At 61.7% G+C, this 22,435-nt stretch carries 19 protein-coding genes; 3 read left to right on the top strand and 16 right to left on the bottom strand.

Annotated features, from left to right (window positions below; genetic code table 11):
• Window positions 1-2: 2 nt before the first annotated feature.
• A complete protein-coding gene (locus tag J4D52_RS05050) occupies window positions 3-791 on the top strand; it encodes a tetratricopeptide repeat protein (protein WP_102676267.1) in 789 nt (262 codons plus the stop codon).
• A gap of 176 nt (window positions 792-967) precedes the next feature.
• Here J4D52_RS05050 and J4D52_RS05045 read toward each other — a convergent pair whose 3' ends face one another.
• The 5 genes from J4D52_RS05045 to J4D52_RS05025 form a co-directional block, all read right to left on the bottom strand.
• A complete protein-coding gene (locus J4D52_RS05045) occupies window positions 968-2,131 on the bottom strand; it encodes a type III PLP-dependent enzyme (protein WP_025806386.1) in 1,164 nt (387 codons plus the stop codon).
• Between the two features lie 654 nt (window positions 2,132-2,785).
• The gene (locus J4D52_RS05040) at window positions 2,786-3,943 is read right to left on the bottom strand and encodes a betaine/proline/choline family ABC transporter ATP-binding protein (RefSeq protein ID WP_025806387.1); all 1,158 of its coding nucleotides are present in this window, start codon (window positions 3,941-3,943) and stop codon (window positions 2,786-2,788) included.
• Window positions 3,940-4,593: an ABC transporter permease gene (locus J4D52_RS05035; protein WP_025806388.1), complete on the bottom strand. Its 654-nt coding sequence runs from the start codon at window positions 4,591-4,593 to the stop codon at window positions 3,940-3,942. The genes J4D52_RS05040 and J4D52_RS05035 overlap by 4 nt, the downstream gene beginning before the upstream one ends.
• 14 nt (window positions 4,594-4,607) lie before the next feature.
• A complete protein-coding gene (locus J4D52_RS05030; protein WP_102676268.1) occupies window positions 4,608-5,501 on the bottom strand; it encodes a glycine betaine ABC transporter substrate-binding protein in 894 nt (297 codons plus the stop codon).
• 20 nt (window positions 5,502-5,521) lie between these two features.
• Entirely contained in the window at window positions 5,522-6,238 is a 717-nt protein-coding gene (locus tag J4D52_RS05025) for an ABC transporter permease (RefSeq protein ID WP_028681655.1), read from the bottom strand.
• Between the two features lie 520 nt (window positions 6,239-6,758).
• On the opposite strand from J4D52_RS05025, the gene J4D52_RS05020 reads away from it, so the two are divergent.
• Window positions 6,759-8,342, top strand: a complete 1,584-nt coding sequence (locus J4D52_RS05020; protein ID WP_053277444.1) for a peptide chain release factor 3 — start codon at window positions 6,759-6,761, stop codon at window positions 8,340-8,342.
• Window positions 8,343-8,720: 378 nt separating this feature from the next.
• A complete protein-coding gene (locus J4D52_RS05015) occupies window positions 8,721-8,981 on the top strand; it encodes a hypothetical protein (protein WP_063428352.1) in 261 nt (86 codons plus the stop codon).
• Between the two features lie 120 nt (window positions 8,982-9,101).
• On the opposite strand, the gene J4D52_RS05010 is transcribed toward J4D52_RS05015, so the two are convergent.
• The 11 genes from J4D52_RS05010 to J4D52_RS04960 all read right to left on the bottom strand — a co-directional run bounded on the left by J4D52_RS05010 (window position 9,102) and on the right by J4D52_RS04960 (window position 22,194).
• A complete protein-coding gene (locus tag J4D52_RS05010) occupies window positions 9,102-10,073 on the bottom strand; it encodes a peptide ABC transporter ATP-binding protein (RefSeq protein WP_053277446.1) in 972 nt (323 codons plus the stop codon).
• A complete protein-coding gene (locus J4D52_RS05005) occupies window positions 10,073-11,041 on the bottom strand; it encodes an ABC transporter ATP-binding protein (protein WP_009046966.1) in 969 nt (322 codons plus the stop codon). The genes J4D52_RS05010 and J4D52_RS05005 overlap by 1 nt, the downstream gene beginning before the upstream one ends.
• A 10-nt stretch (window positions 11,042-11,051) precedes the next feature.
• Complete coding sequence (locus tag J4D52_RS05000; protein ID WP_007927027.1) at window positions 11,052-11,978, bottom strand: ABC transporter permease subunit; 927 nt, start codon at window positions 11,976-11,978, stop codon at window positions 11,052-11,054.
• Between the two features lie 11 nt (window positions 11,979-11,989).
• Window positions 11,990-13,000: an ABC transporter permease subunit gene (locus J4D52_RS04995; RefSeq protein WP_007927028.1), complete on the bottom strand. Its 1,011-nt coding sequence runs from the start codon at window positions 12,998-13,000 to the stop codon at window positions 11,990-11,992.
• A gap of 73 nt (window positions 13,001-13,073) precedes the next feature.
• Window positions 13,074-14,669 (bottom strand): ABC transporter substrate-binding protein, encoded by a 1,596-nt coding sequence (locus J4D52_RS04990; protein ID WP_102676269.1) that lies wholly within the window; start codon window positions 14,667-14,669, stop codon window positions 13,074-13,076.
• Between the two features lie 81 nt (window positions 14,670-14,750).
• Window positions 14,751-16,172: an OprD family porin gene (locus J4D52_RS04985; RefSeq protein ID WP_063428356.1), complete on the bottom strand. Its 1,422-nt coding sequence runs from the start codon at window positions 16,170-16,172 to the stop codon at window positions 14,751-14,753.
• A 172-nt stretch (window positions 16,173-16,344) separates the two neighbouring features.
• The gene (locus J4D52_RS04980) at window positions 16,345-17,946 is read right to left on the bottom strand and encodes an ABC transporter substrate-binding protein (RefSeq protein ID WP_063428358.1); all 1,602 of its coding nucleotides are present in this window, start codon (window positions 17,944-17,946) and stop codon (window positions 16,345-16,347) included.
• Between the two features lie 305 nt (window positions 17,947-18,251).
• The gene (locus J4D52_RS04975; protein ID WP_102676270.1) at window positions 18,252-19,877 is read right to left on the bottom strand and encodes an ABC transporter substrate-binding protein; all 1,626 of its coding nucleotides are present in this window, start codon (window positions 19,875-19,877) and stop codon (window positions 18,252-18,254) included.
• Between the two features lie 66 nt (window positions 19,878-19,943).
• Window positions 19,944-20,429, bottom strand: coding sequence for a hypothetical protein (locus J4D52_RS04970; protein WP_173678528.1), 486 nt, complete (start codon window positions 20,427-20,429; stop codon window positions 19,944-19,946).
• 262 nt (window positions 20,430-20,691) lie between these two features.
• Window positions 20,692-21,255: a cupin domain-containing protein gene (locus J4D52_RS04965; RefSeq protein WP_038582113.1), complete on the bottom strand. Its 564-nt coding sequence runs from the start codon at window positions 21,253-21,255 to the stop codon at window positions 20,692-20,694.
• Between the two features lie 222 nt (window positions 21,256-21,477).
• Window positions 21,478-22,194, bottom strand: a complete 717-nt coding sequence (locus tag J4D52_RS04960; protein WP_025806400.1) for an SIMPL domain-containing protein — start codon at window positions 22,192-22,194, stop codon at window positions 21,478-21,480.
• Window positions 22,195-22,435 lie beyond the last annotated feature (241 nt).

Raw genomic sequence — 22,435 nt, 5'->3', positions numbered from 1 at the left:
CCGTGAGTTTCCAGTTACGCCGCGAGGAAGTCCTCGACGGCGAGCAACTGCGCGCCATGCTCGAACAGAGCCCGGCCCGGGCTGCCCAGGCGATCCTGCTGGCGGCCGGGGAGGACGTGCTGGATGCCCAGGCGCTGCTCGGGCAGATTCTGCTCGACGGCCTGGGCATCGAGCAGGATCAGGCGCTAGCGCTGCGCTGGTTCACGATCGCCGCCAAGGGCGGGCACCTGATGGCGCGCAATATGCTGGGGCGTTGCGCTGAACACGGCTGGGGTCGCGAGGCCGATGCCAAGGCGGCTGCCGGGCATTATCGCCAGGCGGCCGAAGCCGGGCTGGACTGGGCGCTGTACAACTACGCCAACCTGCTGGCCACCGGTCGCGGGGTCGCTGAAAACCACGCCCTGGCCTTGAACTGCTACCGCCGCGCGGCGGCCATGGGCCATGCCAAATCCATGAACCTGTTGGGCCGTTATCTGGAGGAGGGGCGTCACTGCCAGAGGGATGTTGCGGCGGCCTGCGACTGGTATCGCCGTTCCGCCGAGGGCGGGGATTTCCGTGGGCAGTTCAGCCACGCCGCGGTGCTGGCCGATGCCGGGCGTATCGATGAGGCGCTGGGTTGGCTAAACAAGGCCCTGGAAGGCGGCAACCTGAACTTCCTGCGGGTCGCCCGTGGCGCTTTGTTGCAGGCCGCTCATCCGCAGATCCGCGACCTGGCCCTGGCGTATCACCAGCGTGCGGCGCAGTTAGGGAATGAAACCGACCGCGAAGCGTTAGCTCAACAGCTTCTGTAGGAGCGAGGCTTGCCCGCGATGGCGGTATCAAGGCCGCCACCGGCCTTCGGCCTATCGCGAGCAAGCTTCGCTCCTACAGAGGCAACGTGTTCGCTACATAGGCGTAAGCCACCGCCATCGCGCAGGCATAAAAAAGCCCATGACACGTCATGGGCTTTTTCGTTACGGCGTGGCGCTTATACGTAGAAGGATTTCAGTGGCGGGAAGCCGTTGAATTCCACTGCGCTGTAGCTGGTGGTGTAGGCACCGGTGGACAGCCAGTACAGGCGGTCGCCGATGGCCAGGTTCAGCGGCAGGCCGTACTTGTAGTTCTCGTACATGATGTCGGCGCTGTCGCAGGTCGGGCCGGCGATCACCACTTCTTCAGTCTCGCCTTTCTTCTCGGTCCAGATCGGGAACTTGATGGCTTCGTCCATGGTTTCGATCAGGCCGGAGAACTTGCCCACGTCGGTGTAGATCCAGCGCTCCACGGCGGTACGGGATTTACGCGCCACCAGCACCACTTCGCTGACCAGGATGCCGGCGTTGGCGATCAGCGAACGGCCTGGCTCGAGGATGATTTCCGGCAGCTCGTCGCCGAAGTCTTCCTTGAGGAAGCGGATGATTTCCTCGGCGTAGGTTTCCAGGCTGTTGGTACGGGTGATGTAGTTGGCCGGGAAGCCGCCACCCATGTTGATCAGCTTGAGGTGGATGCCGTCTTCTTCCTTCAGGCGTTCGAAGATCACCTTGACCTTGGCGATCGCCGCGTCCCAGACGCTGATGTCGCGCTGTTGCGAACCCACGTGGAACGACACGCCGTATGGCACCAGGCCCAGGTCGCGGGCGAGGATCAGCAGGTCCATGGCCATGTCGGTCTGGCAGCCGAACTTGCGCGACAGCGGCCAGTCAGCGGTGGTCGAGCCTTCGGTGAGGATCCGCACATAGACTTTCGAGCCCGGCGCGGCCTTGGCGATGTTGCGCAGGTCGGCTTCGGAGTCGGTGGCATACAGGCGCACGCCCTTCTCGTAGAAGTAGCGGATGTCCTTGGATTTCTTGATGGTGTTGCCGTAGCTGATCTGGTCCGGGCTGACGCCGCGGCTCAGCACCTTGTCCAGCTCGTAGATCGAGGCGATGTCGAAGTTCGAGCCTTTTTCCCGCAGCAGGTCGATGATTTCGACGGCCGGGTTGGCTTTTACCGCGTAGTAGACCTTGGCGAACTCGAAACCGGCGCGCAGGTCATCGTAGGCCTGGGCGATCATCTGGGTGTCGATGACCACGAACGGGGTTTCTTGCTTGTCGGCGAACGCCTTCATTTTCTGAAAGGTTTCGCGCGCGAAATAGTCTTCGACCTGAATCGACATACCTGGGAGCTCCTAATGGCAAACGGGTAAAAACAATGGGTGCAAATGAACGTCCTCCGTATCCCCACTTTGGTTCGCCTACTTCCCAAGGCATGTCGCCGAAAGCAAAAAGGCCATGGGTCGCTGCCCTTGGCCTTGCTGTCTCGTCGTCAGTACTTGAGCCGGATGGATCGTTTCCAGCATGGACGTTCGGCGCGAACTTTAGGGCGTGAGGGGCCTGAGATCAACTAAAAATGTCGCGTTTTTGCACGCTTCTGACGTGCGACGCGGGCATCACTCTTTGTAGCCGACCCAGATGACGGACAGATGTTCCCCGGGAATTTTGAAGTGTTAAAAATACCTGCACGTTCGATGCTGTTGTCTGCCAAGTCGTCGATAAGTGCGATGGCGTCAACATCGGCGACGTTGGCGGCGAGAGAAGGGTATGGAGAGGGGGTTGGCTGTTTCGGAAGGAGTTTTCGGACAGCTTTCACGGGGATGGGTGTTGATATTTTTTTCCGGCCTGTGGAGCACTGAAAAATCGCACCGAACCTGTGGGAGCCAGCCTGCTGGCGATGACAGTTTCATCATCAAGACAGCTTTGGCTGATATTGCCCTATCGCTAGCAGGCTGGCTCCTACAGGTTTTTGCATTTTTACCGGGCGATTTGCGCTATCAGGCGAGCACGGCTTCCGCTGGGGAAACGATATTGGTCTTCATCCCCCGCGAGCGCCCGGAGCTGAGGTAGGCGGCAATCGATTCCTGGGTCACCTCGCCGAGGAACACCCGCTCGGCATCCAGCACCGGCAGCCACGAACGGTTGAACTCGTACATCCGCGACAGCAGGATGCGCAGGTGTTCGTCGTAGGCCGCGGTGGCGTTGAACTCGCGCAGGTACTGGGCGCAGGTGCCGGCCTGGCGGTGCAGGTCGCGGCGGCGTACATAACCCAGGGCCTTGTTCTCGGCGCAGGTCACCACCAGGTAACGGCGGTCGTGTTCGTCCATCAGTTCCAGGGCGTCGGCCACCGGAGTTTCCGGGCTCACCGAGGGTGCGTTGTCGGCGGCGTCCTCGGCTTTCACCAGCAGCAGGCGCTTGAGGGTGCTGTCCTGGCCGACGAAGTTGCTGACGAAGTCGTCCGCCGGATGGGCCAGCAGGGTGTCCGGGTGGTCGATCTGCAGCAGCTTGCCGGCGCGGAAGATGGCGATCTTGTCGCCGAGCTTGATGGCTTCGTCGATGTCGTGGCTGACCATGATCACGGTCTTGTTCAGCGCCCGTTGCATCTCGAAGAACTCGTTCTGGATCATCTCGCGGTTGATCGGGTCGACCGCGCCGAAAGGTTCGTCCATCAGCAGCAGCGGCGCATCGGCCGCCAGCGCGCGGATCACCCCGATCCGCTGTTGCTGGCCACCGGACAGCTCGCGGGGATAACGATGCAGGTACTGCTTGGGTTCGAGCTTGATCATGCTCATCAGCTCGCGGGCGCGCTCGTGGCATTTCTGCTTGTCCCAGCCCAGCAGACGCGGCACCACCACGATGTTTTCCTCGATGGTCATGTTGGGGAACAGGCCGATCTGCTGGATCACGTAGCCGATGTTGCGGCGCAGGGTCACTTCGTCCAGGCCGGTGGTGTCCTCGCCGTTGATCAGCACCTTGCCCGAGGTGGGCATGATCAGGCGGTTGATCATTTTCAGCGTGGTGCTCTTGCCGCAGCCCGATGGCCCGAGGAACACGCAGATTTCACCTTCATTGACGGTCAGGCTTACGGAGTCAACGGCGGTGATGGTCTTGCCGTTGCTTTGGAAGGTCTTGGTCAGGTTCTGAAGTTCGATCATTTGAGCAGTCCTTTTGGAGTCAGCGAGCGTTGCAGCCATTGCAGAAGCAGGTCGGCGAAGATGGCCAGGAGACTGACCAGCACGGCGCCAACGATCAGCATCGACATGTCGCTGCGGCTGATGGAAGCAAGAATGAGCACACCCAGGCCGCCGGCGCCGATGGTGGCAGCGATGGTCATGACGCCGATGTTCATCACCACGGCGGTGCGTACGCCGGCGAGGATCACCGGCACGGCGATCGGCAGCTCGACCATGCGCAGGCGCTGGCCGAAGGTCATGCCGATGCCGCGGGCGGCTTCGCGGATCCCTGGCTCGACGCCGGTCAGCGCCAGGTAGGTGTTACGCATGATCGGCAGCAGGGAATAGAGAAACACCGCGGTGATTGCCGGCAGCGGCCCCAGGCCCTGGCCGAACTTGGAATAGAACGGCAGCAGCAGGCCGAACAGGGCGATGGACGGGATGGTCAGCAGCACGGTGGCGCTGGCTTGCAGTGGACCGGCCAGGGTCGGGAAGCGGGTCATCAGGATCCCCAGGGGCACGCCGAAGAGGATCGCCAGGGTCACGGCGATGCCCACCAGAGTGATGTGCTGCCAGGTCAGCTGGATGACTTGCTGCCAGTCGAGATGGGAAAAGGCGTTGAGCAATTCCATGGCTTTTTCCTCCCTCAATTCAGTGGATGCCGGCGCAGGAAATCTGCGGCAACGGCGGATGGGCTTTCATGGTCGACGTCGACCCGGGCGTTGAGCTGGCGCATGGTCTGGTCGTCGAACAGTTCGGCCAGCGGCTTGAGGTCGGCGGCCAGTTGCGGGTGGGCGTCGAGGTAGGCCTGGCGCACCACGGGGGCCGCGGTGTAGTCGGGGAAGTAATGCAGGTCGTCGTTCAGCAACTTCAGATTGAAGGCATTGAGCCGGCCGTCGGTGGTGTAGACCAGGCCGGCGAACACCTGGCCGTTACGCAGGGCGGTGTAGACCAGCCCGGCGTCCATCTGCCGGATGTTCCTTCGGGTCAGGTCCATGCCGTACAGCTCGACCATGCCTTGCAGGCCGTCGGAGCGGTTGGCGAACTCGGTGTCCAGGGCGATCAGGTGGTGGTCCTGGCGTTCGGCGTCGAGGACGTGTTTCAGGTCGCTGACGCTGTTGATCTGCGGGTATGCGTCCGCGACGTTTTTCGGCAGGGCCAGGGCGTAGGTATTGCTGAACTTCGACGGCGTCAGCCAGACCAGGCCTTTTTTCCCGTCGAGTTCCTTGACCCGCTCATAGGACTCTTGGCTGTCGAGTTTTTCCGTCACGTGGTTGTAGGCCACCAGGGACACCCCGGTGTATTCCCAGAGCATGTCCAGCTGCCCGCTTTCGTGGGCGCTGCGCGCCAGGTTGCTGCCCAGGCCGCCGGTGACCCGGGTGTCGTAGCCCTTGCTGCGCAGGTACTGCGAGGTGATTTCCGCCAGCAGCGTCTGCTCGGTGAAGACCCGGGCGCCGATGCGGATCACCGGCTTTTGCGCGGCTTGGGCAATTCCCGCGCACAGCAGGACGCAGCCTATGATCAAAGCTATTTTTTTCATGTGAATTCCTTCGCGCAGGCTTAAGACGGGCGCAGGCCTCGTTCCAGCCAGAGGCGGCTGGCCAGTGTCACCAGGCCGTCGAGCAGCAGGGCCAGCAAGGCGGTGCAGGCCGCGCCGAGCAGCAGTTGCGGCTGATTGTTCAGGGCGATGCCGGGGAAGATCAGGCTGCCGAGGCTGTTGGCGCCGATCAGGAAGGCCAGCGGCGCGGTGCCGACGTTGATCGCCAGGGCCACGCGCACGCCACCGATGATGATCGGCACAGCGTTGGGCAGCTCGACTTTCCACAGTACCTGGCGCGGCGTCATGCCGATGCCGACGGCGGCTTCCTTGAGGGAGCCCTGGACGTTTTTCAGGCCTTCGTAGGTGTTGCGCACGATGGGCAGCAAGGAGGCGAGGAACAAAGCGAAGATGGCCGGCCCGCTGCCGATGCCGAGGATCCCCAGGGCGATGGCCAGGACGGCCAGGGGAGGGACGGTGTTGCCGATGTTGAACAACTGCATGAAGCGCTCGGCACGCCCGACCATCTGCGGTCGGCTGAGGAAGATGCCGGCGGGTATCCCCACCACGAGGGCGGCGAACATTGAAGCGAGTACCAGGTACAGATGGGCTTGCAGGTAAAACAACAGATCGTCGCGGTAGTGTTCGATCGTACTGATGCCGATCCAGTGGACCAGCAGGGCCAGGAGAGCGATGACCGCCGCGCCTCCTATCAGCCCTTTGCCATAGCGAATAGCCACAGGCGGACTCCTTTTTTATGTCGGCGAGCCTTCTTTCGTGTGGCAAGGCCATACCTGGCTGCCAAAAGAACGGTCGCGAGAAGCAGCTCGTCGCTGCGCTGGAAACAGCGCGGGATCGAGCCATACGCATAGCCTCGTCAGGCTAACTTGCTGATTTTTCTACCCCTGACGAAAACTCGTAACAGGGGAGTGGACGCCTCCACCTTTTAAAAGGTTCCATATTTGGCCGCGTTTGGCCACCCTCGATCCCGTAACTCCGATATCTCTGATAGCTGACGTCTGTAGCCGCTGCCGAGCGCAGCGAGGCTGCGATCGGCAGCGCAGCCGTCGCAAACCTGCCTCCTCGGCATACCTGACCGAGCGCATCGGAATGCCGCCCGGGCCAATCGCAGCCTCGCGCTGCTCGGCAGCGGCTACAGGGCAAGGGTTACAGAGGCTCCAGGCCGAACGGTGGTCCGTGGAGCTTGCTTTGCGCTATACTCGCCGCCCTTTTTTTGAATCACCTGCCAGGCGATTTCCCATGACCAAACAGGCCGCCGAAGTCGCGAAACGCCGCACTTTCGCCATTATTTCCCACCCGGATGCGGGTAAAACCACCATCACCGAGAAGCTCTTGCTGATGGGCAAGGCGATTGCCGTTGCCGGTACGGTGAAATCCCGCAAGTCCGACCGTCATGCCACCTCCGACTGGATGGAGATGGAGAAGCAGCGGGGTATTTCCATTACCACGTCGGTCATGCAGTTCCCTTATCGCGAACACATGATCAACCTGCTCGACACCCCGGGCCACGAAGACTTTTCGGAAGACACCTACCGCACCCTGACCGCGGTGGACTCGGCGCTGATGGTGCTCGACGGCGGTAAGGGCGTAGAGCCACGGACCATTGCCCTGATGGACGTCTGCCGTCTGCGCGACACGCCGATCGTCAGCTTCATCAACAAACTCGACCGCGATATCCGCGACCCGATCGAACTGCTCGACGAAATCGAAGCGGTCCTGAAGATCAAGGCGGCGCCCATCACCTGGCCGATCGGTTGCTACCGCGACTTCAAGGGCGTGTACCACCTGGCGGGCGACTACATCATTGTCTACACCGCCGGCCACGGCCACGAGCGCACCGAAACCAAGATCATCGAGAAGCTCGATTCCGATGAGGCCCGTGCCCACCTGGGCGACGAGTACGAGCGTTTCATCGAGCAGCTGGAACTGGTGCAGGGCGCCTGCCACGAGTTCGACCAGCAGGAGTTCATGGACGGCCAGTTGACCCCGGTGTTCTTCGGTACCGCCCTGGGCAACTTCGGTGTGGACCACGTGCTCGACGCCGTCGTCGACTGGGCCCCGCTGCCGCTGGCACGCGTGGCCAACGAGCGCAGCGTGGAGCCGCAGGAAGAGAAGTTCACAGGCTTCGTGTTCAAGATCCAGGCGAACATGGACCCGAAACACCGCGACCGTATTGCCTTCATGCGTATCTGCTCGGGCAAGTACGAGAAAGGCATGAAGATGCGCCACGTGCGCACCGGCAAGGACGTGCGTATCGGCGATGCGCTGACCTTCTTCTCCTCTGAGCGCGAACAGCTCGAAGAAGCCTACGCCGGTGACATCATTGGTTTGCACAACCACGGCACCATCCAGATCGGCGACACCTTCACCGAAGGCGAGGCCCTGGGCTTCACCGGTATCCCGCACTTCGCCCCGGAGCTGTTCCGCCGCGTGCGCCTGCGCGACCCGCTGAAATCCAAGCAGCTGCGCCAGGGCCTGCAACAGCTGGCCGAAGAAGGCGCGACCCAGGTGTTCTTCCCCGAGCGCAGCAACGACATCATCCTCGGCGCTGTCGGTGTGCTGCAGTTCGATGTGGTCGCCAGCCGCCTGAAAGAGGAATACAAGGTCGAGTGCTCCTACGAGCCGATCACCGTGTGGTCCGCGCGCTGGATCGATTGCAGCGACAAGAAGAAGCTCGAGGAATTCTCCAACAAGGCCGTGGAAAACCTGGCGCTGGACGGTGGCGGTCACCTGACCTACCTGGCCCCGACCCGGGTCAACCTGGCGCTGATGGAAGAGCGCTGGCCCGACGTGAAATTCCGCGCGACCCGCGAGCATCACTAAGGTCTGAGCCAAGCCTCACAAAAAAGCCCCGCGGCCCAAACCGCGGGTTTTTTTATGTCCAGCGTTATCCCGCCCCCGTAGGAGCGAGGCTTGCCCGCGATAGCGTCCGCCCGGCCAATGAACTTCTCCCGGCAGAACCGCGGTGGCAGGTTTTGGGGCTGCTGCGCAGCCCATCGCGAGCAAGCTTCGCTCCTACGGAAACAGGGCATAACCGCAGGTTTTAAGGCCTAGTCGAAAGCCGTCTATCCAGTGGGCGAATAGATAGCTTCCTATCTGGCAAAGCGCCGGCTTCGGGACTAGGTTTCATACGAAGCCTCGCCTTGCAGGTCAGGGCCTGTGGCCATTATTGATTCACCTACACAAAGGGACGGAATCAACATGAATGTTTTCCAACGGGTTGTGCTGTTGCTTAAGGTGCTGGTGCTGTTGTCGCTGGGCATGTCCGCGGCCTGGGCCAGCGACCAGGCCGCGCGGATGCCGGGTTTCTGGGGGCCGGGGCATCTGCAGAGCGGGGTGCAGATGATCGCCAGATCGGAATCCGAACCGGGCGATCAGGGGCAGGGTGGCAGCGAGGGCGATGACGACTCGACCACCGACGAGCCGGATACCGACAGCGAAGACGAGGCTAACCAGGGCTGAGCTTGCGTCTGCGGAAAAAAGAAAACCCCCTCTGCCGGACTGATGCGCAATCCGGCAGAAGGGGTTTGGTCAACACTGATCAGGCGCCTCGGGCAACCGCGGCGCCTTTTTCTTGCCGGGTCAGCCGAGGAACTGCTCGGCGTAATGGCAGGCCACCTGGCGGGTGTCGAGCAGGCGCAGGGCCGGCTCTTCGGTGCTGCAACGCTCGGTGGCATACGGGCAGCGCTTGTGGAAAGCACAGCCGGATGGCGGGTTCAGCGGGTTGGGCAGCTCACCGACGATCTTGATCTTCGGCTTGTCCGGGTCCGGGTGAATGGTCGGCGTGGCCGACAGCAGCGCCTGGGTGTAGGGGTGCAGGGGACGGGTGTAGATGTCCTCTTTCGGGCCCATTTCCACCGGACGGCCGAGGTACATCACCATCACGTGATCGGCGACGTGACGCACCACCGCCAGGTTGTGGGAGATGAACACGTAGGCGGTGTTGAACTCCTGCTGCAGGTCCATGAACAGGTTCAGCACCTGGGCCTGGATCGACACGTCGAGGGCCGAGGTCGGTTCGTCCGCCACCAGCACTTTCGGTTGCAGCATCATCGCCCGCGCCAGGGCGATACGCTGGCGCTGGCCGCCGGAGAACATGTGCGGGTAGCGCTGATAATGCTCGGGGCGCAGGCCCACCTGCTTCATCATCGCCTGGACCTTTTCACGGCGCTCGCTGGCTGACAGCTTGGTGTTGATCAGCAGCGGCTCGGCCAACTGATCGCCGATCTTCTGCCGTGGGTTGAGCGAGGCGTAGGGGCTCTGGAACACCATCTGCACGTCTTTGCGCAGTTGCTTGCGCTGGGCCTTGTCGGCGCCGGCGACTTCCTGGCCGGCGATTTTCAAGGACCCGGAGGACGGCTCTTCGATCAGGGTCAGGGCGCGGGCCAGGGTGGACTTGCCGCAGCCGGATTCACCGACCACCGCGAGGGTCTTGCCGGCTTCCAGCTCGAACGACACGCCGTTGAGGGCGCGCACGGTCGCATGGCCCTTGAACAGGCCGCGGGACACTTCGTAGTGGCGGGTCAGGTTGCGGGCGGTAAGAACGACGGCCATTACGCCACCTCCTGATTCAGCGGGTAGAAGCAGCGCGCGAGGCTGGCGGCTTTCGGGTCGAGGCTTGGACGCTGCTGACGGCAGTTTTCCTGCACGTACGGGCAGCGTGGCGAGAGCAGGCAGCCTTGCGGACGGTCGTAGCGACCGGGAACGATGCCCGGCAGGGTCGACAGGCGCGCGGCGCCCATGCTGTGCTCAGGAATCGCCGCCAGCAGCGCTTCGGTGTAGGGGTGGGCGGGGATGTCGAACAACTCCGGCACCTTGCCCACTTCCACCGCTTGCCCGGCGTACATCACGCACACGCGCTGGGCGGTTTCGGCGACCACGGCCAGGTCGTGGGTGATCAGCACCAGGCCCATGTTCTGCTCGCGTTGCAGGTTGAGCAGCAGGTCCATGATCTGCGCCTGGATGGTCACGTCCAGGGCGGTGGTCGGTTCGTCGGCGATCAGCAGTTTCGGCTCGCCGGCAATCGCCATGGCAATCGCCACACGCTGGCTCATGCCGCCGGACAATTGGTGCGGGTAGGCGTCCATGCGGCTGGCGGCGCCCGGGATCTCGACTTTTTCCAGCAGTTCGATGGCGCGCTTGCGGGCCGCCTTGCCGGACATCTTCAGGTGCAGGCGCAGCACTTCCTCGATCTGGAAGCCCACGGTGTAGCTCGGGTTCAGCGCGGTCATCGGGTCCTGGAACACCATGGCCAGGTCCTTGCCGACGATCTGCCGGCGTTGCCGGGCGCTGAGCTTGAGCATGTCCTTGCCGTCGAAGCTGAGGGCGTCGGCGGTGACGATGCCGGGATGCTCGATCAGCCCCATCAGCGCCATCATGGTCACGGACTTGCCGGAGCCGGATTCGCCCACGATGGCCAGGACTTCGCCCTTGTCCACGTTCAGGTCCAGGCCATCCACCACGGGAACGGCCTGGGCGTCGCCGAAGCGCACGTTGAGATTCTTGATTTCTAGCAGTGACATGGGAATCTCCTCAGGCGGCATTCTTGAGTTTCGGGTCCAGCGCATCGCGCAGGCCGTCGCCCATCAGGTTGATTGCCAGCACGCTGAGCAAAATGGTCAGACCGGGCAGGCTCACGACCCACCAGGCGCGTTCGATGTAGTCGCGGGCCGAGGCCAGCATGGTGCCCCACTCAGGGGTGGGCGGCTGGACGCCAAGGCCGAGGAAGCCCAGGGCCGCGGCATCGAGAATCGCCGAGGAGAAGCTCAGGGTCGCCTGGACGATCAGCGGCGCCATGCAGTTGGGCAGCACGGTGATGAACATCAGGCGCGGCAGGCCGGCACCGGCCAGGCGCGCGGCGGTCACGTAGTCGCGGTTCAGCTCGCCCATCACCGCGGCGCGGGTCAGGCGCACGTAGGACGGCAGCGATACCACGGCGATGGCGATCACGGTGTTGATCAGGCCTGGGCCGAGGATGGCGACGATCGCCACGGCCAGCAGCAGCGACGGCAGGGCCAGCATGATGTCCATCAGACGCATGATGGTCGGGCCGAGCAGGCGCGGGAAGAACCCGGCGAACAGGCCCAGGAGGATGCCCGGGATCAGCGACATGACCACCGACGACAAGCCGATCAGCAGCGACAGGCGCGAACCGGTGATCAGGCGCGACAGCAGGTCGCGGCCCAGTTCGTCGGTGCCGAGGATGAATTGCCATTGGCCGCCTTCGAGCCAGACCGGCGGGGTCAGCAGGAAGTCGCGGTATTGCTCGCTCGGGTTATGCGGGGCGACCCAGGGCGCGAAGATCGCGCAGAAGATCACCAGCAGCATGAACAGCAGGCCGGCCACCGCGCCCTTGTTGCGCGAGAAGGCCTGCCAGAATTCCTTGTACGGCGAGGGGTACAGCAGGCTTTGATCCACGGCCACGGCGGATACGGCTACTGAGGAGGTTGGAGTGCTCATGAGTATTGTCCTCAGCGCTGGTGGCGAATGCGTGGGTTGGCAAAGCCGTAGAGGATGTCCACCACGAAGTTGACCAGGATCACCAGGCAGGCGATCAACAGGATGCCGTTCTGCACCACGGGATAGTCCCGGGCGCCGATGGCTTCGATCAGCCATTTGCCGATGCCGGGCCAGGAGAAGATGGTTTCGGTCAGGACCGCGCCGGCCAGCAGGGTGCCGACTTGCAGGCCGACCACGGTCAGCACCGGAATCAGCGCGTTGCGCAGGCCGTGCACGAACACCACGCGGGCGGGCGACAAGCCCTTGGCCTTGGCGGTGCGGATGTAGTCTTCGCGCAGCACTTCGAGCATCGAGGAACGGGTCATCCGGGCGATCACCGCCAGCGGAATGGTGCCGAGCACGATGGCCGGCAGGATCAGGTGGTGCAGGGCGTCGAAGAAGGCGCCGGTGTCATCGGCCAGCAGGGTGTCGATGAGCATGAAGCCGGTTTTCGGCTCGATGTCGTAGAGCAGGTCGAGCCGCCCGGAAACCGGGGTCCAGCCCAGGCTCACGGAGAAGAACATGATCAGGATCAGGCCCCACCAGAAGATCGGCATCGAATAGCCCGCGAGGGAGATGCCCATCACCCCGTGGTCGAACAGGGATCCTCGTTTCAGCGCGGCGATCACCCCGGCCAGCAGGCCGATCACGGCGGCGAACAGCATCGCGGCCGAGGCCAGCTCCAGGGTCGCCGGGAACAGGGAGGTGAACTCGCTCCACACACTCTCGCGAGTACGCAGGGATTCACCCAGGTCGCCCTGGGCGAGTTTGCCGATGTAGTCCAGGTACTGGGCGTACAGCGGTTTGTTCAGACCAAGGCGTTCCATTGCCTGGGCATGCATCTCAGGGTCGACCCGGCGCTCGCCCATCATGACTTCCACGGGATCGCCGGGAATCATGCGAATCAATGCGAACGTCAGCAAGGTGATGCCGAAGAATGTGGGAATCAACAACCCCACACGGCGGGCAATAAAACTAAACATCTTCTGGTGTACCTCATCAGCCGGTTAGGCGTGTCCGGCATCCCTGGGGTCAGGGATGCCGGGCGTTTCTTATCTACTTCACCTGGGTGGTAGCGAAGTTGTTGGTGGTCAGGGGGCTCTGGTGGTAGCCCTCGACGTTCTTGCGCATTGCGGTGAACATTTTCGGATAGGCCATGGGGATCCAGGGTTGTTCCTTGTCGAAAATGTCCTGGGCCTGTTCATAGAGTGCGGTCCGTTTTGCCGGCTCGGACTCGGCGCGGGCCTGATCGATCAGGCTCTGGAACGCTTTATTGCACCAGCGAGCGTAGTTTTCGCCGTTTTTGGCGGCCTCGCAACTGAGGTTGGGGGTCAGGAAGTTGTCCGGGTCCCCGTTATCCCCCGCCCAGCCGGCGGAAACCATGTCGTGCTCGCCGTTCTTGGCGCGCTTGAGCATCTCGCCCCATTCCATGACGCGGATATCGATCTTGAGGCCGATCTTCGCCAGGTCGGACTGCATCATCTGCGCGCCGAGCAGCGGGTTGGGGTTGGTCGGGCCACCGCCGTTGCGGGTGAACAGGGTGAAGACCGTGCCATCCGGCACGCCGGCTTCCTTGATCAGGGCGCGGGCCTTGTCCAGGTCGCGGGCCGGGTTGCCCAGGCTGGTGTTGAAGCCCAGCAGGGTCGGTGGGTAGGGGCCGGTGCCGACCAACGCGTTGCCCTTGCCGTACAGGCTGTTGACATAGGCTTCCTTGTCGAAGGCGATGTTGATGGCCTGACGGACACGCGGGTCGCTCATGTACTTCTTGGTGGTGTTCAGGGCGACGTAACCCACGGTCATGGCGGCCAGGTCGTCGACCTTCAGGTTGGTGTCGGCCTTGATGCTCGGGATGTCGTCGGGTTTCGGATACAGGGCGACCTGGCACTCGTTGGCCTTGAGCTTCTGCAGGCGCACGTTGTTATCGGTGGTGATCGCCAAGATCAGCGCGTCGGCCGGTGGCTTGCCGCGGAAGTAGTCCGGGTTGGCCTTGAACCGCACCTGGGCATCTTTGGCGTAGCGCTGGAAGATGAACGGGCCGGTGCCGATCGGCTTGCTGTTCAGCTCGCCGGTCTTGCCTTCCTTGAGCAACTGGTCGGCGTATTCGGCCGGGAAGATCGAGGAGAAGGCCATGGCCACGTCGGCCAGGAAGGGTGCTTCGCGACGGGTCAGGGTGAAGACCACGGTGTGGTCGTCGGTTTTCTCGACGCTTTTGAGCAGCTCCTTGAAGCCCATGCTCTCGAAATAGGGGAAGCCCACGCTGGACTTGTCATGCCACGGGTGTTTCGGGTCCAGCTGGCGCTGGAAGCTCCAGAGCACGTCGTCGGCGTTCATCTCGCGGGTCGGCTTGAAGTAATCGGTGCTGTGGAACTTGACGCCTTTGCGCAGGTGGAAGGTGTAGGTCAGGCCGTCCGGGCTGATCTCCCAGGACTCGGCCAGGGCCGGCTCGATGTCCGTGGTGCCGGGCTTGAAGTCCACCAGGCGGTTGAAGATGGTTTCCGCCACCGCGTCGGCAGTGACTGCAGTCGTGTACTGGACCATATCGAAGCCTTCCGGGCTGGCTTCGGTACAGACCACCAAGGGCTTGGCCGAGACGCCTGCGGCGACGCTCAGCAGTGCGGCAGCGATGGCCGCTCTTAGGGGAAGCATTTTCATCTAGAACCCTCTGCAATCGGTTGAACCAGAGTAGCTGGAATGGCGAATTCGTCATGAGTTCGCCATCCAGCCGGTGTGTTTTTAGAGAATGTTGAACGGGATGGTGGTGACCAGGCGGAACTCGTTGATGTTGCCGTCGGCCTGATGTTCGCTGGCCCGGTGCGTGGTGTAGGTCGCACGAATGGCGGTGGCCTTGAGCGGACCACTCTGAACTGCATAAGACGCGCCAATACCGTATTCGTAGTGGGTTTCGCCATCCATCAGGCTCAGGTCGCCACGCTGGGCGCCCGGGTCGGTGTAGGCGGTGCCGCGGTAGTGGGTACCGTCAATGCCCCAGCCACGCGCCTGGTAGATGTTGAACTTCAGGCCCGGTACGCCGTATTCGGCCATGTTGAGGCCGTAGGCGATCTGGAAGGATTTCTCGTTCGGGCCGTTGAAGTCCGAGAGCAGGGAGTTGGCCAGGTAGATGCCGTTGGTTTCGTGCAGGTAGTCGAAGTAGGTGTCGCCGTTCACTTCCTGGTACGAGAAGGTCAGGCTGTGCGCCTGGTGAGCCAGACCGAGCGACAGCGAGTAGGTGTCGTTGTCGATCTCGCCCATCAGCTTTTTGCCTTCGTCGACGGTTTTGTAGTAGTTCAGGCCGGTGGTCAGGCTCAGTACCTGGCTGTCACCCAGTTCGTGGGTGGCGCCGAAGTAGTACTGGTTCCAGAAGTCTTCGACCTTGGCGCCATACAGGCTGGTCTTCAGGCTCTTGAACGGCTGGTAGTTCACACCTGCGGTGTAGACCTTGTCGGTTTCCACGCCGGTGGCGGAGTACTCGGTACGGAATTTCGACAGGCTCTGTTCGCTCCGTGGCGAAACGCGGTCGAAGCCGGCCAGGTCGAACGACAGGTTGTTCAGCTCTTCGCTGTGCAGGCTGATGCCTTCAAAGCTGGAAGGCAGCGCACGGTTGCCGATGACGTCGACAATCGGGGTGCTGAAGTTCTGACGACCGGCGGTCAGCGTGGTATTCGATACCCGGAACTTGACGTTGGCCAGGCCCAGTTTGCTCCACTGATCTACAGCGTCGCCGTTGGAGTCCGCCAGGGTACGGTTGGAGCCACCGGCAATGTCCTTGCGATCACGATCCAGGGCGATGGCGTTGTAGGCAGCCACTTCGGTGCTGACGCCAACGGTGCCCTGGGTGAAGCCCGAGGTGTAATTGAGGATGGTGCCCTGGACCCAGTTGATACGACGGGCGGTCGGGGTCTTGGGTGCAGTGGGATCGTTTTTGACGCTGTTTTTCTTGTAGCTGAACCGGTCGTCACGACGCTTCAGTTCATTGGCATACCAGTTGCGGGTAGTGCCCCCAAGGCTCTGTCCGTCAATGAAACCCTTGGCTTCGCTTTGGGCATTGGTACCGGCCAGGGTCGTCGGAATGAATTCCTGGCTCACGCTTTCCGCATGGGCCATGGCCGTGATGCTGCTGATGGCCAGGGCCAGTAACGCGGTGTTGCTCGGTTTCATGGGTGAAGCTCCTTTGCTTTCTTTATTTTTATGCCGGTCTTTTTGGGTTGACCGGCTTTTGCTTTACAACTCATTCAAGGCATCGCAAACGTTTGCATGAGGCGTGATCGCCGAATTCAGGCAACAGATTTGCGTGGGGGCGAATATCGCCCCCAGCGGCCTGGCTAATCATTTATTGGTCGATGCTGACGCCCGAGAACACGTTGCGGCCGAAGGGGCTGACCTTGAATCCTTCGACTTTGGCGCTCAACGGCTGGTTGACCGTCGAGTGGGCGACAGGGGTGATCGGTACCTGCTGCTTGAGCAACTGCTGGGCCTGTTGGTAGAGCACCGTGCGCTGTTCGCGATCGGTGACGATCTTGGCCTGCTTGATCAGCTTGTCGTACTGCGGGTCGCACCACATGGAGTAGTTGTTGCCGCCAATGGCGTCGCAGCTGTACAGGGTGCCGAGCCAGTTGTCCGGGTCACCGTTGTCGCCGGTCCAGCCGATCAGGCTGATGTCGTGCTCGCCATTCTTGGTGCGCTTGATGTACTCGCCCCATTCGTAGCTGACGATCTTCACTTTCAGGCCGATCTTGCCCCAGTCGGACTGGAGCATTTCGGCCATCAGCTTGGCGTTCGGGTTGTAGGGACGTTGCACGGGCATGGCCCATAGGGTGATTTCCGTGCCTTCCTTGACCCCGGCGGCCTTGAGCAGCTCACGGGCCTTTTGCGGGTTGTAGGCGGCGTCCTTGATGCTGGTGTCGTAGGACCACTGGGTCGGCGGCATGGCGTTGACCGCCAGTTGGCCGGCGCCCTGGTACACGGCGTTGAGGATGCCCTGCTTGTTCACCGCCATGTCCAGCGCCTGGCGCACTTCGAGCTGGTCGAAGGGCTTGTGGCGAACGTTGTAGGCGATATAGCCGAGGTTGAATCCGGGCTTTTCGATCAGTTGCAGTTTCGGGTCTTTTTTCAGCGCTTCGACATCGGCTGGCCGCGGGTGCAGGGTGATCTGGCATTCGCCGGCCTTGAGCTTCTGCACGCGCACCGAGGCGTCGGTGTTGATGGCGAAGATCAGCTGGTCGAGCTTGACCCGGCTCGGGTCCCAGTACTGCTTGTTGGCGGTGTAGCGGATGTTCGAGTCTTTCTGGTAGCTCTTGAACGCGAACGGCCCGGTGCCGACCGGCTTCTGGTTGATCTCGCTGGGCTTGCCGGCCTTGAGCAACTGGTCGGCGTATTCGGCCGAGAGAATCGCGGCGAAGCTCATGGCGATGTTCTGGATGAACGCGGCGTCCACCGAGTTCAGGGTCATCACCACGGTCAGCGGCCCGGTCTTCTCGACCTTGGCGATGTTCTTGTTCAGGCTCATCCCGTTGAAGTAGGGAAACTCGGTCGGGTAGGCCTTACGGAAAGGGTGCTCGGCGTCGAGCATGCGGGTGAAGGTGAAGACCACGTCGTCGGCGTTGAAATCACGAGTCGGCTTGAAGTACGGCGTGGTGTGGAACTTCACCCCTTCGCGCAGGTGGAAGGTGTATTGCAGGCCGTCCGCGGAAATATCCCAGCGGGTGGCCAGGCCCGGCACCACGTTGGTCGCGCCTTTTTCGAACTCCGCCAGGCGGTTGTACAGCGGCTCTGCCGCGTCGTTGTCGGTGGCGGTGGTGTATTGCGCGGTGTCGAAACCGGCCGGGCTGCCTTCGGAGCAGAACACCAGGCTATTGCCGGCCGCCAGGCTGGCGGAGGTCGCGGTCAACAGACCTGTGCCCAGCAGGGCGGATAAAACCAGGGAATGACGCATGACGATCCCTCTCCCTTTTTATTGTTTTGATCGATGAGCAGTCGCCCCATCCGGAGGCGGTCATGTCATTGATCCCAAGTCTCGCTTGCAGCAAATGCCGGGCAATGGATGCACCACTCCATGCTTTGACGGTAGGGGTCGCAGCATGGGTAGTAAATGCCAAAGAGCCTGAAAGACATGTAGGGAACTTCCGAAATGCCCGTACTCACCACGATGGGGCGCAGCAAGAGGAAGAGCGTTCGAGTTCCGGCCGTCCTGGCAGGTAAGGCAACGGCGACGTCAGATGACGTCGCCGTTGCGGGCCCTTATTTGCTGATGCTGACGCCGTAGAACGAGTTCAGACCAAAGGGGCTGATCTTGAAGTCCTGCACGTTGGCGCGCATGGGTTGGAACACCGTCGAGTGTGCGATAGGTGTCATCGGGACTTGGTCTTTGAGGAGGTGTTGCGCCTGCTTGTACAGCTCGGTGCGTTTGGCCACGTCCGGGGTGGCTTTGGCTTGCTTGATCAGTGCGTCGTACGGCTTGTCGCACCATTTGGAGAAGTTGTTGCCGTTCATGGCGTCGCAGCCGAACAGGGTGCCGAGCCAGTTGTCCGGGTCACCATTGTCGCCGCTCCAGCCGATGATCATCGCCTGGTTCTCGCCGCCCTTGGAACGCTTGATGTACTCGCCCCATTCGTAGCTGACGATGTTGACCTTCAGGCCGATCTTCGCCCAGTCGGACTGCAGCATTTCAGCCATCAGCTTGGCGTTCGGGTTGTACGGACGCTGCACGGGCATGGCCCACAGGGTGATCTGGGTGCCTTCCTTGATGCCGGCTTCCTTGAGCAGCGCCTTGGCTTTCTCAGGGTCGTACTTGGCATCCTTGATGGTGTCGTCATAGGACCACTGGGTCGGTGGCATGGCGTTGACCGCCAGCTGGCCCGCGCCCTGGTAGACCGAGTCGATGATCTGCTGCTTGTTCACCGCCATGTCCAGCGCCTGACGAACCTTGAGGTCGGCCAGCGGGTTGGCGTCGGTGCGGCCCTTGAGCACAGGCATCACGTTGTAGGCGATGTAGCCGAGGTTGAAGCCGGCCTGCTGCGGCAGCTTGAGGGTCTTGTCCTCGCCCAGGGCCTTGAGGTCGGCCGGGCGCGGGAACAGGGTGACCTGGCATTCGTTCTTTTTCAGCTTCTGGATGCGTACCGACGGGTCGGTGGTGATGGCGAAGATCAGGTTGTCGATCTTCACGTCTTCAGGCTTCCAGTACTCCTTGTTGCCGGTGTAACGGATGTTGGAGTCTTTCTGGTAGCTCTTGAACACGAACGGGCCAGTGCCGATCGGCTTCTGGTTGATGTCGCCCGGCTTGCCTTCCTTGAGCAGCTGGTCGGCGTACTCGGCGGACTGGATGGAGGCAAAGCTCATTGCCAGGTTCTGGATGAACGCGGCGTCCACGGTTTTCAGGGTGAACTTGACGGTCTTGTCGTCGACTTTCTCGACCTTGGTGATGTTGGTGTCCATCCCCATGTCGGTGAAGTAAGGGAATTCGGTCGGGTACGCCTTGCGGAACGGCATGTCCTTGTCGAGCATGCGGTTGAACGTGAAGAGCACGTCGTCGGCGTTGAAATCACGGGTCGGCTTGAAGTACGGCGTGGTGTGGAACTTCACCCCATCGCGCAGATGGAAGGTGTAGGTCAGGCCATCGTCGGAAATGTCCCAACTGGTCGCCAGGCCAGGAACGACGGCGGTGCCGCCACGCTCGAACTGGCTGAGACGGTTGAACATGGTTTCTGCTGAGGCGTCGAAGTCGGTTCCGGTGGTGTACTGGCCTGGGTCGAAACCGGCCGGGCTCCCTTCGGAGCAGAACACCAGGTTAGTCGCCGCCTGGGCGAAGGGGGCGCTGGCGAGCAAGCCGGCGCTGACTAAAAGCGGAATGACTGCTTGTTTGAACATGGTTGCCTCATGATTTGTTGTCATTTTTGGTGTAGAGGGCGACCTTATGAGTCGACCCGCCGATACTTATGCAGGCCCCATACCCAATGCAAGATGCGGGGCCGTCACAAGTATCAAGGAGTGGAACGAACGTACAGGAATGACGCATTTGTATAAATATTGACGAATTTGACCGTATGCGCTGGTTTTTTCTGGTGCATGGGTTGCCTTCTTGCGGGGCATCCAGGGCGAGCCGTGCCTCCGATTGGTGCGTCGCTGGGGCGGGTGTCGACTGGCTTCTGGTTGAGCCGCCTGACCTGGCCTGCCTGGCGCAAATGTTGGGCGCATTGGGTTGACCGGATGAAGTAGGGCGACTTGCTGAGGGAGGCCGTGGGAGAACGGATGCCCGGGATCTTGCAGGCGATGGCGGGTGAACAGCACATCGTCGGCGGTGTTGACGTTGTGGCTCGCAGTGAAGTTGTCACTGTGGAGGTTGCGGGTGGCGTGTGATGGCGGGGTGCCGAGGATCAGCCCCGCTGTCTGCCAAACCTGGAGCGGAAAGGTCTTACGCATGCAAACCTCAATTTTTTCTTTTTCTAGGGCGCATCTGAGGATTGGCCTTGTGGGCCGGGACAACTCGCCTTCTATGGGGAATGGATGCACCCCCATGGACCCTGTGTGGCGACGGCGATCGCTTGTTGTGTGGTTGATTGACGATTCGCCGATGCCGAAATTAAGTCATGCTGAAATCGTGGTCAACGAAAATTAAGCGTGACTAACATTTCTCTTGCGCACGAGGTGTCTGTGAGGTTGCGCAGGCGGCCATGGGGCGGGTTCAGGCCGCTGAATGGTCGTCGAACAGGCCCATGGTCGTGACGGTCAATACTTCCGCCGGGTCGTTGCCGGCGTTAGCCAGATAGTGCGGTTTGGTCGAGTCGAAGTGCACCGAGTCGCCGGCGCCGAGGGGATACTGCTGCCCCTCGATGGTGTAGACAATCTGCCCCGCAAGAACGTAGGAGAACTCGGCGCCATCATGGGAAATCAGTTCCGACTGGTAGCCCACCGGTATGTTCATCTTCACCGCGTTGATCAGGTTGCCGGGAAAGGAACTGGACAGCCGCTCGTAGGACAGGGGCTGGCCTTCGATGGTGTAGCGCACCCGCTTGCCGTCGTGGGAGTCGGGTTGTGCCTGGGTCGGCTGGTCGAAGAGGGCGTTCAGCGGAACGTTCAGGGACTTGGCAATGTTGACCAGGGAGGAGATCGAGACTCCGGTGAGATTGCGTTCCGCCTGGGAGAGGAAACTGGCGGTCAGACCGGATTCGCTGGCAATCTGGCGCAGGGTTTTCTTGGCGGCGCGGCGATAGCGACGCAGGCGTTCGCCGATGCGGTCTGCGGTCATTGGAGAGACTCTTATAGGAAAGGCGCAGTATACCCGGTGGCCGTCAATGACGTCTGATAGGCGCAATACCGAGGTCGGTAACTTTAGCATTACCGACGCGGCTGAACTCAACCCTCCCCAAGGCGAGTCCCTCAGGCTCGGGTTGAAATAGTTGGTAGCAAAAACCGCGGTAACCTGATTTCGTGCTGGAGGTTACCGCCGTCTGGGAAGGCAGGGAAAACGTTACTGCATCAGGACTTCGATCGAGCCATCGGCGGTCATGCTGACCTGGCTGGTGCCGGCTTCGACTTCCGGAGTGACCGGCGCCGCATCCATGCTCGCGGCTTTCATCATCATCTGGCCACGCAGGTACGGCTGTGGATAACCGTTGCTGTTGAGGTTCAGGTTGACGATCTTGTAGCCCTTGCCGCCCAGCGCCTCGGTGGTCAGCTGCGCGCGGGCCTTGAAGGCGTCGACCGCTTCCTTGAGCAGCTTGTCTTCGCTGGCCTTGCGGGTCGGGTCGGCGATGGCGAAGTCCATGCCGCCCATCTTCAGGTCTGTCAGCAGTTCGCCGGTGAGCTTGGACAGTGCGGCGAAGTCAGAGCTTTCCAGGCGCAGCTCGGCGCGTTCGCGCCAGCCGGTGATCTTCTGGCCCTTGGTGTCGTAGATCGGATAGCTGTTGCGGCTGCCCTGGCGCAAGGTGATGTCCTTGACCTGGCGTGCCTGGCCCAGGGCCTTGTTCATGGTGGTGGTGATTTCCGCGGCGAGCTTGGCCGGGTCGGCGTTCTGCGATTCGCTGTAGAGGGTGACGATCATCAGGTCGCGAGCCACTTCCTGACTGACTTCGGCGCGCAGGGAGATCTGGTTGTAATGAAGCTCATCGGCGGCCAGGGCCGGCAGGCTGGCGAGGGTGCCGACACTGAGGGCGAGAAGGGCGGCGCTGCGACTGAATGTGTGCATGAAAACTCCTTGAGTACGGTCCGCAGGTATTGGGTCCCAGCCTGCGTGAAACCATCAGACTCTAGCTTTTATTGTCTGGTTCGACCCGTTAACAACTTCTATACATCTATAGGGTATTGCTGGTCGGCGAACGCTTTGCGCTCTATCGCGGGCAAGCCTCGCTCCTACCAAAGCGACGCGTATCTGTAGGAGCGAGGCTTGCCCGCGATAGGCCGTTGCATAAAACTGTGGCGGTTTGCCG

It is taken from the genome of Pseudomonas sp. GW460-12-10-14-TSB1, from assembly GCF_017349775.1.
Taxonomy (GTDB): domain Bacteria; phylum Pseudomonadota; class Gammaproteobacteria; order Pseudomonadales; family Pseudomonadaceae; genus Aquipseudomonas; species Aquipseudomonas piscium.
This window is presented reverse-complemented; position numbering and strand designations above follow the sequence as displayed.

Coding starts and splice junctions, on each gene's coding strand:
- J4D52_RS05045 (WP_025806386.1), bottom strand. CDS start 2,131: ATGTCGATTCAGGTCGAAGACTATTTCGCGCGCGAAACCTTTCAGAAA.
- J4D52_RS05040 (WP_025806387.1), bottom strand. CDS start 3,943: ATGATCGAACTTCAGAACCTGACCAAGACCTTCCAAAGCAACGGCAAG.
- J4D52_RS05035 (WP_025806388.1), bottom strand. CDS start 4,593: ATGGAATTGCTCAACGCCTTTTCCCATCTCGACTGGCAGCAAGTCATC.
- J4D52_RS05030 (WP_102676268.1), bottom strand. CDS start 5,501: ATGAAAAAAATAGCTTTGATCATAGGCTGCGTCCTGCTGTGCGCGGGA.
- J4D52_RS05020 (WP_053277444.1), top strand. CDS start 6,759: ATGACCAAACAGGCCGCCGAAGTCGCGAAACGCCGCACTTTCGCCATT.
- J4D52_RS05015 (WP_063428352.1), top strand. CDS start 8,721: ATGAATGTTTTCCAACGGGTTGTGCTGTTGCTTAAGGTGCTGGTGCTG.
- J4D52_RS05010 (WP_053277446.1), bottom strand. CDS start 10,073: ATGGCCGTCGTTCTTACCGCCCGCAACCTGACCCGCCACTACGAAGTG.
- J4D52_RS05005 (WP_009046966.1), bottom strand. CDS start 11,041: ATGTCACTGCTAGAAATCAAGAATCTCAACGTGCGCTTCGGCGACGCC.
- J4D52_RS05000 (WP_007927027.1), bottom strand. CDS start 11,978: ATGAGCACTCCAACCTCCTCAGTAGCCGTATCCGCCGTGGCCGTGGAT.
- J4D52_RS04995 (WP_007927028.1), bottom strand. CDS start 13,000: ATGTTTAGTTTTATTGCCCGCCGTGTGGGGTTGTTGATTCCCACATTC.
- J4D52_RS04990 (WP_102676269.1), bottom strand. CDS start 14,669: ATGAAAATGCTTCCCCTAAGAGCGGCCATCGCTGCCGCACTGCTGAGC.
- J4D52_RS04985 (WP_063428356.1), bottom strand. CDS start 16,172: ATGAAACCGAGCAACACCGCGTTACTGGCCCTGGCCATCAGCAGCATC.
- J4D52_RS04980 (WP_063428358.1), bottom strand. CDS start 17,946: ATGCGTCATTCCCTGGTTTTATCCGCCCTGCTGGGCACAGGTCTGTTG.
- J4D52_RS04975 (WP_102676270.1), bottom strand. CDS start 19,877: ATGTTCAAACAAGCAGTCATTCCGCTTTTAGTCAGCGCCGGCTTGCTC.
- J4D52_RS04970 (WP_173678528.1), bottom strand. CDS start 20,429: ATGCGTAAGACCTTTCCGCTCCAGGTTTGGCAGACAGCGGGGCTGATC.
- J4D52_RS04965 (WP_038582113.1), bottom strand. CDS start 21,255: ATGACCGCAGACCGCATCGGCGAACGCCTGCGTCGCTATCGCCGCGCC.
- J4D52_RS04960 (WP_025806400.1), bottom strand. CDS start 22,194: ATGCACACATTCAGTCGCAGCGCCGCCCTTCTCGCCCTCAGTGTCGGC.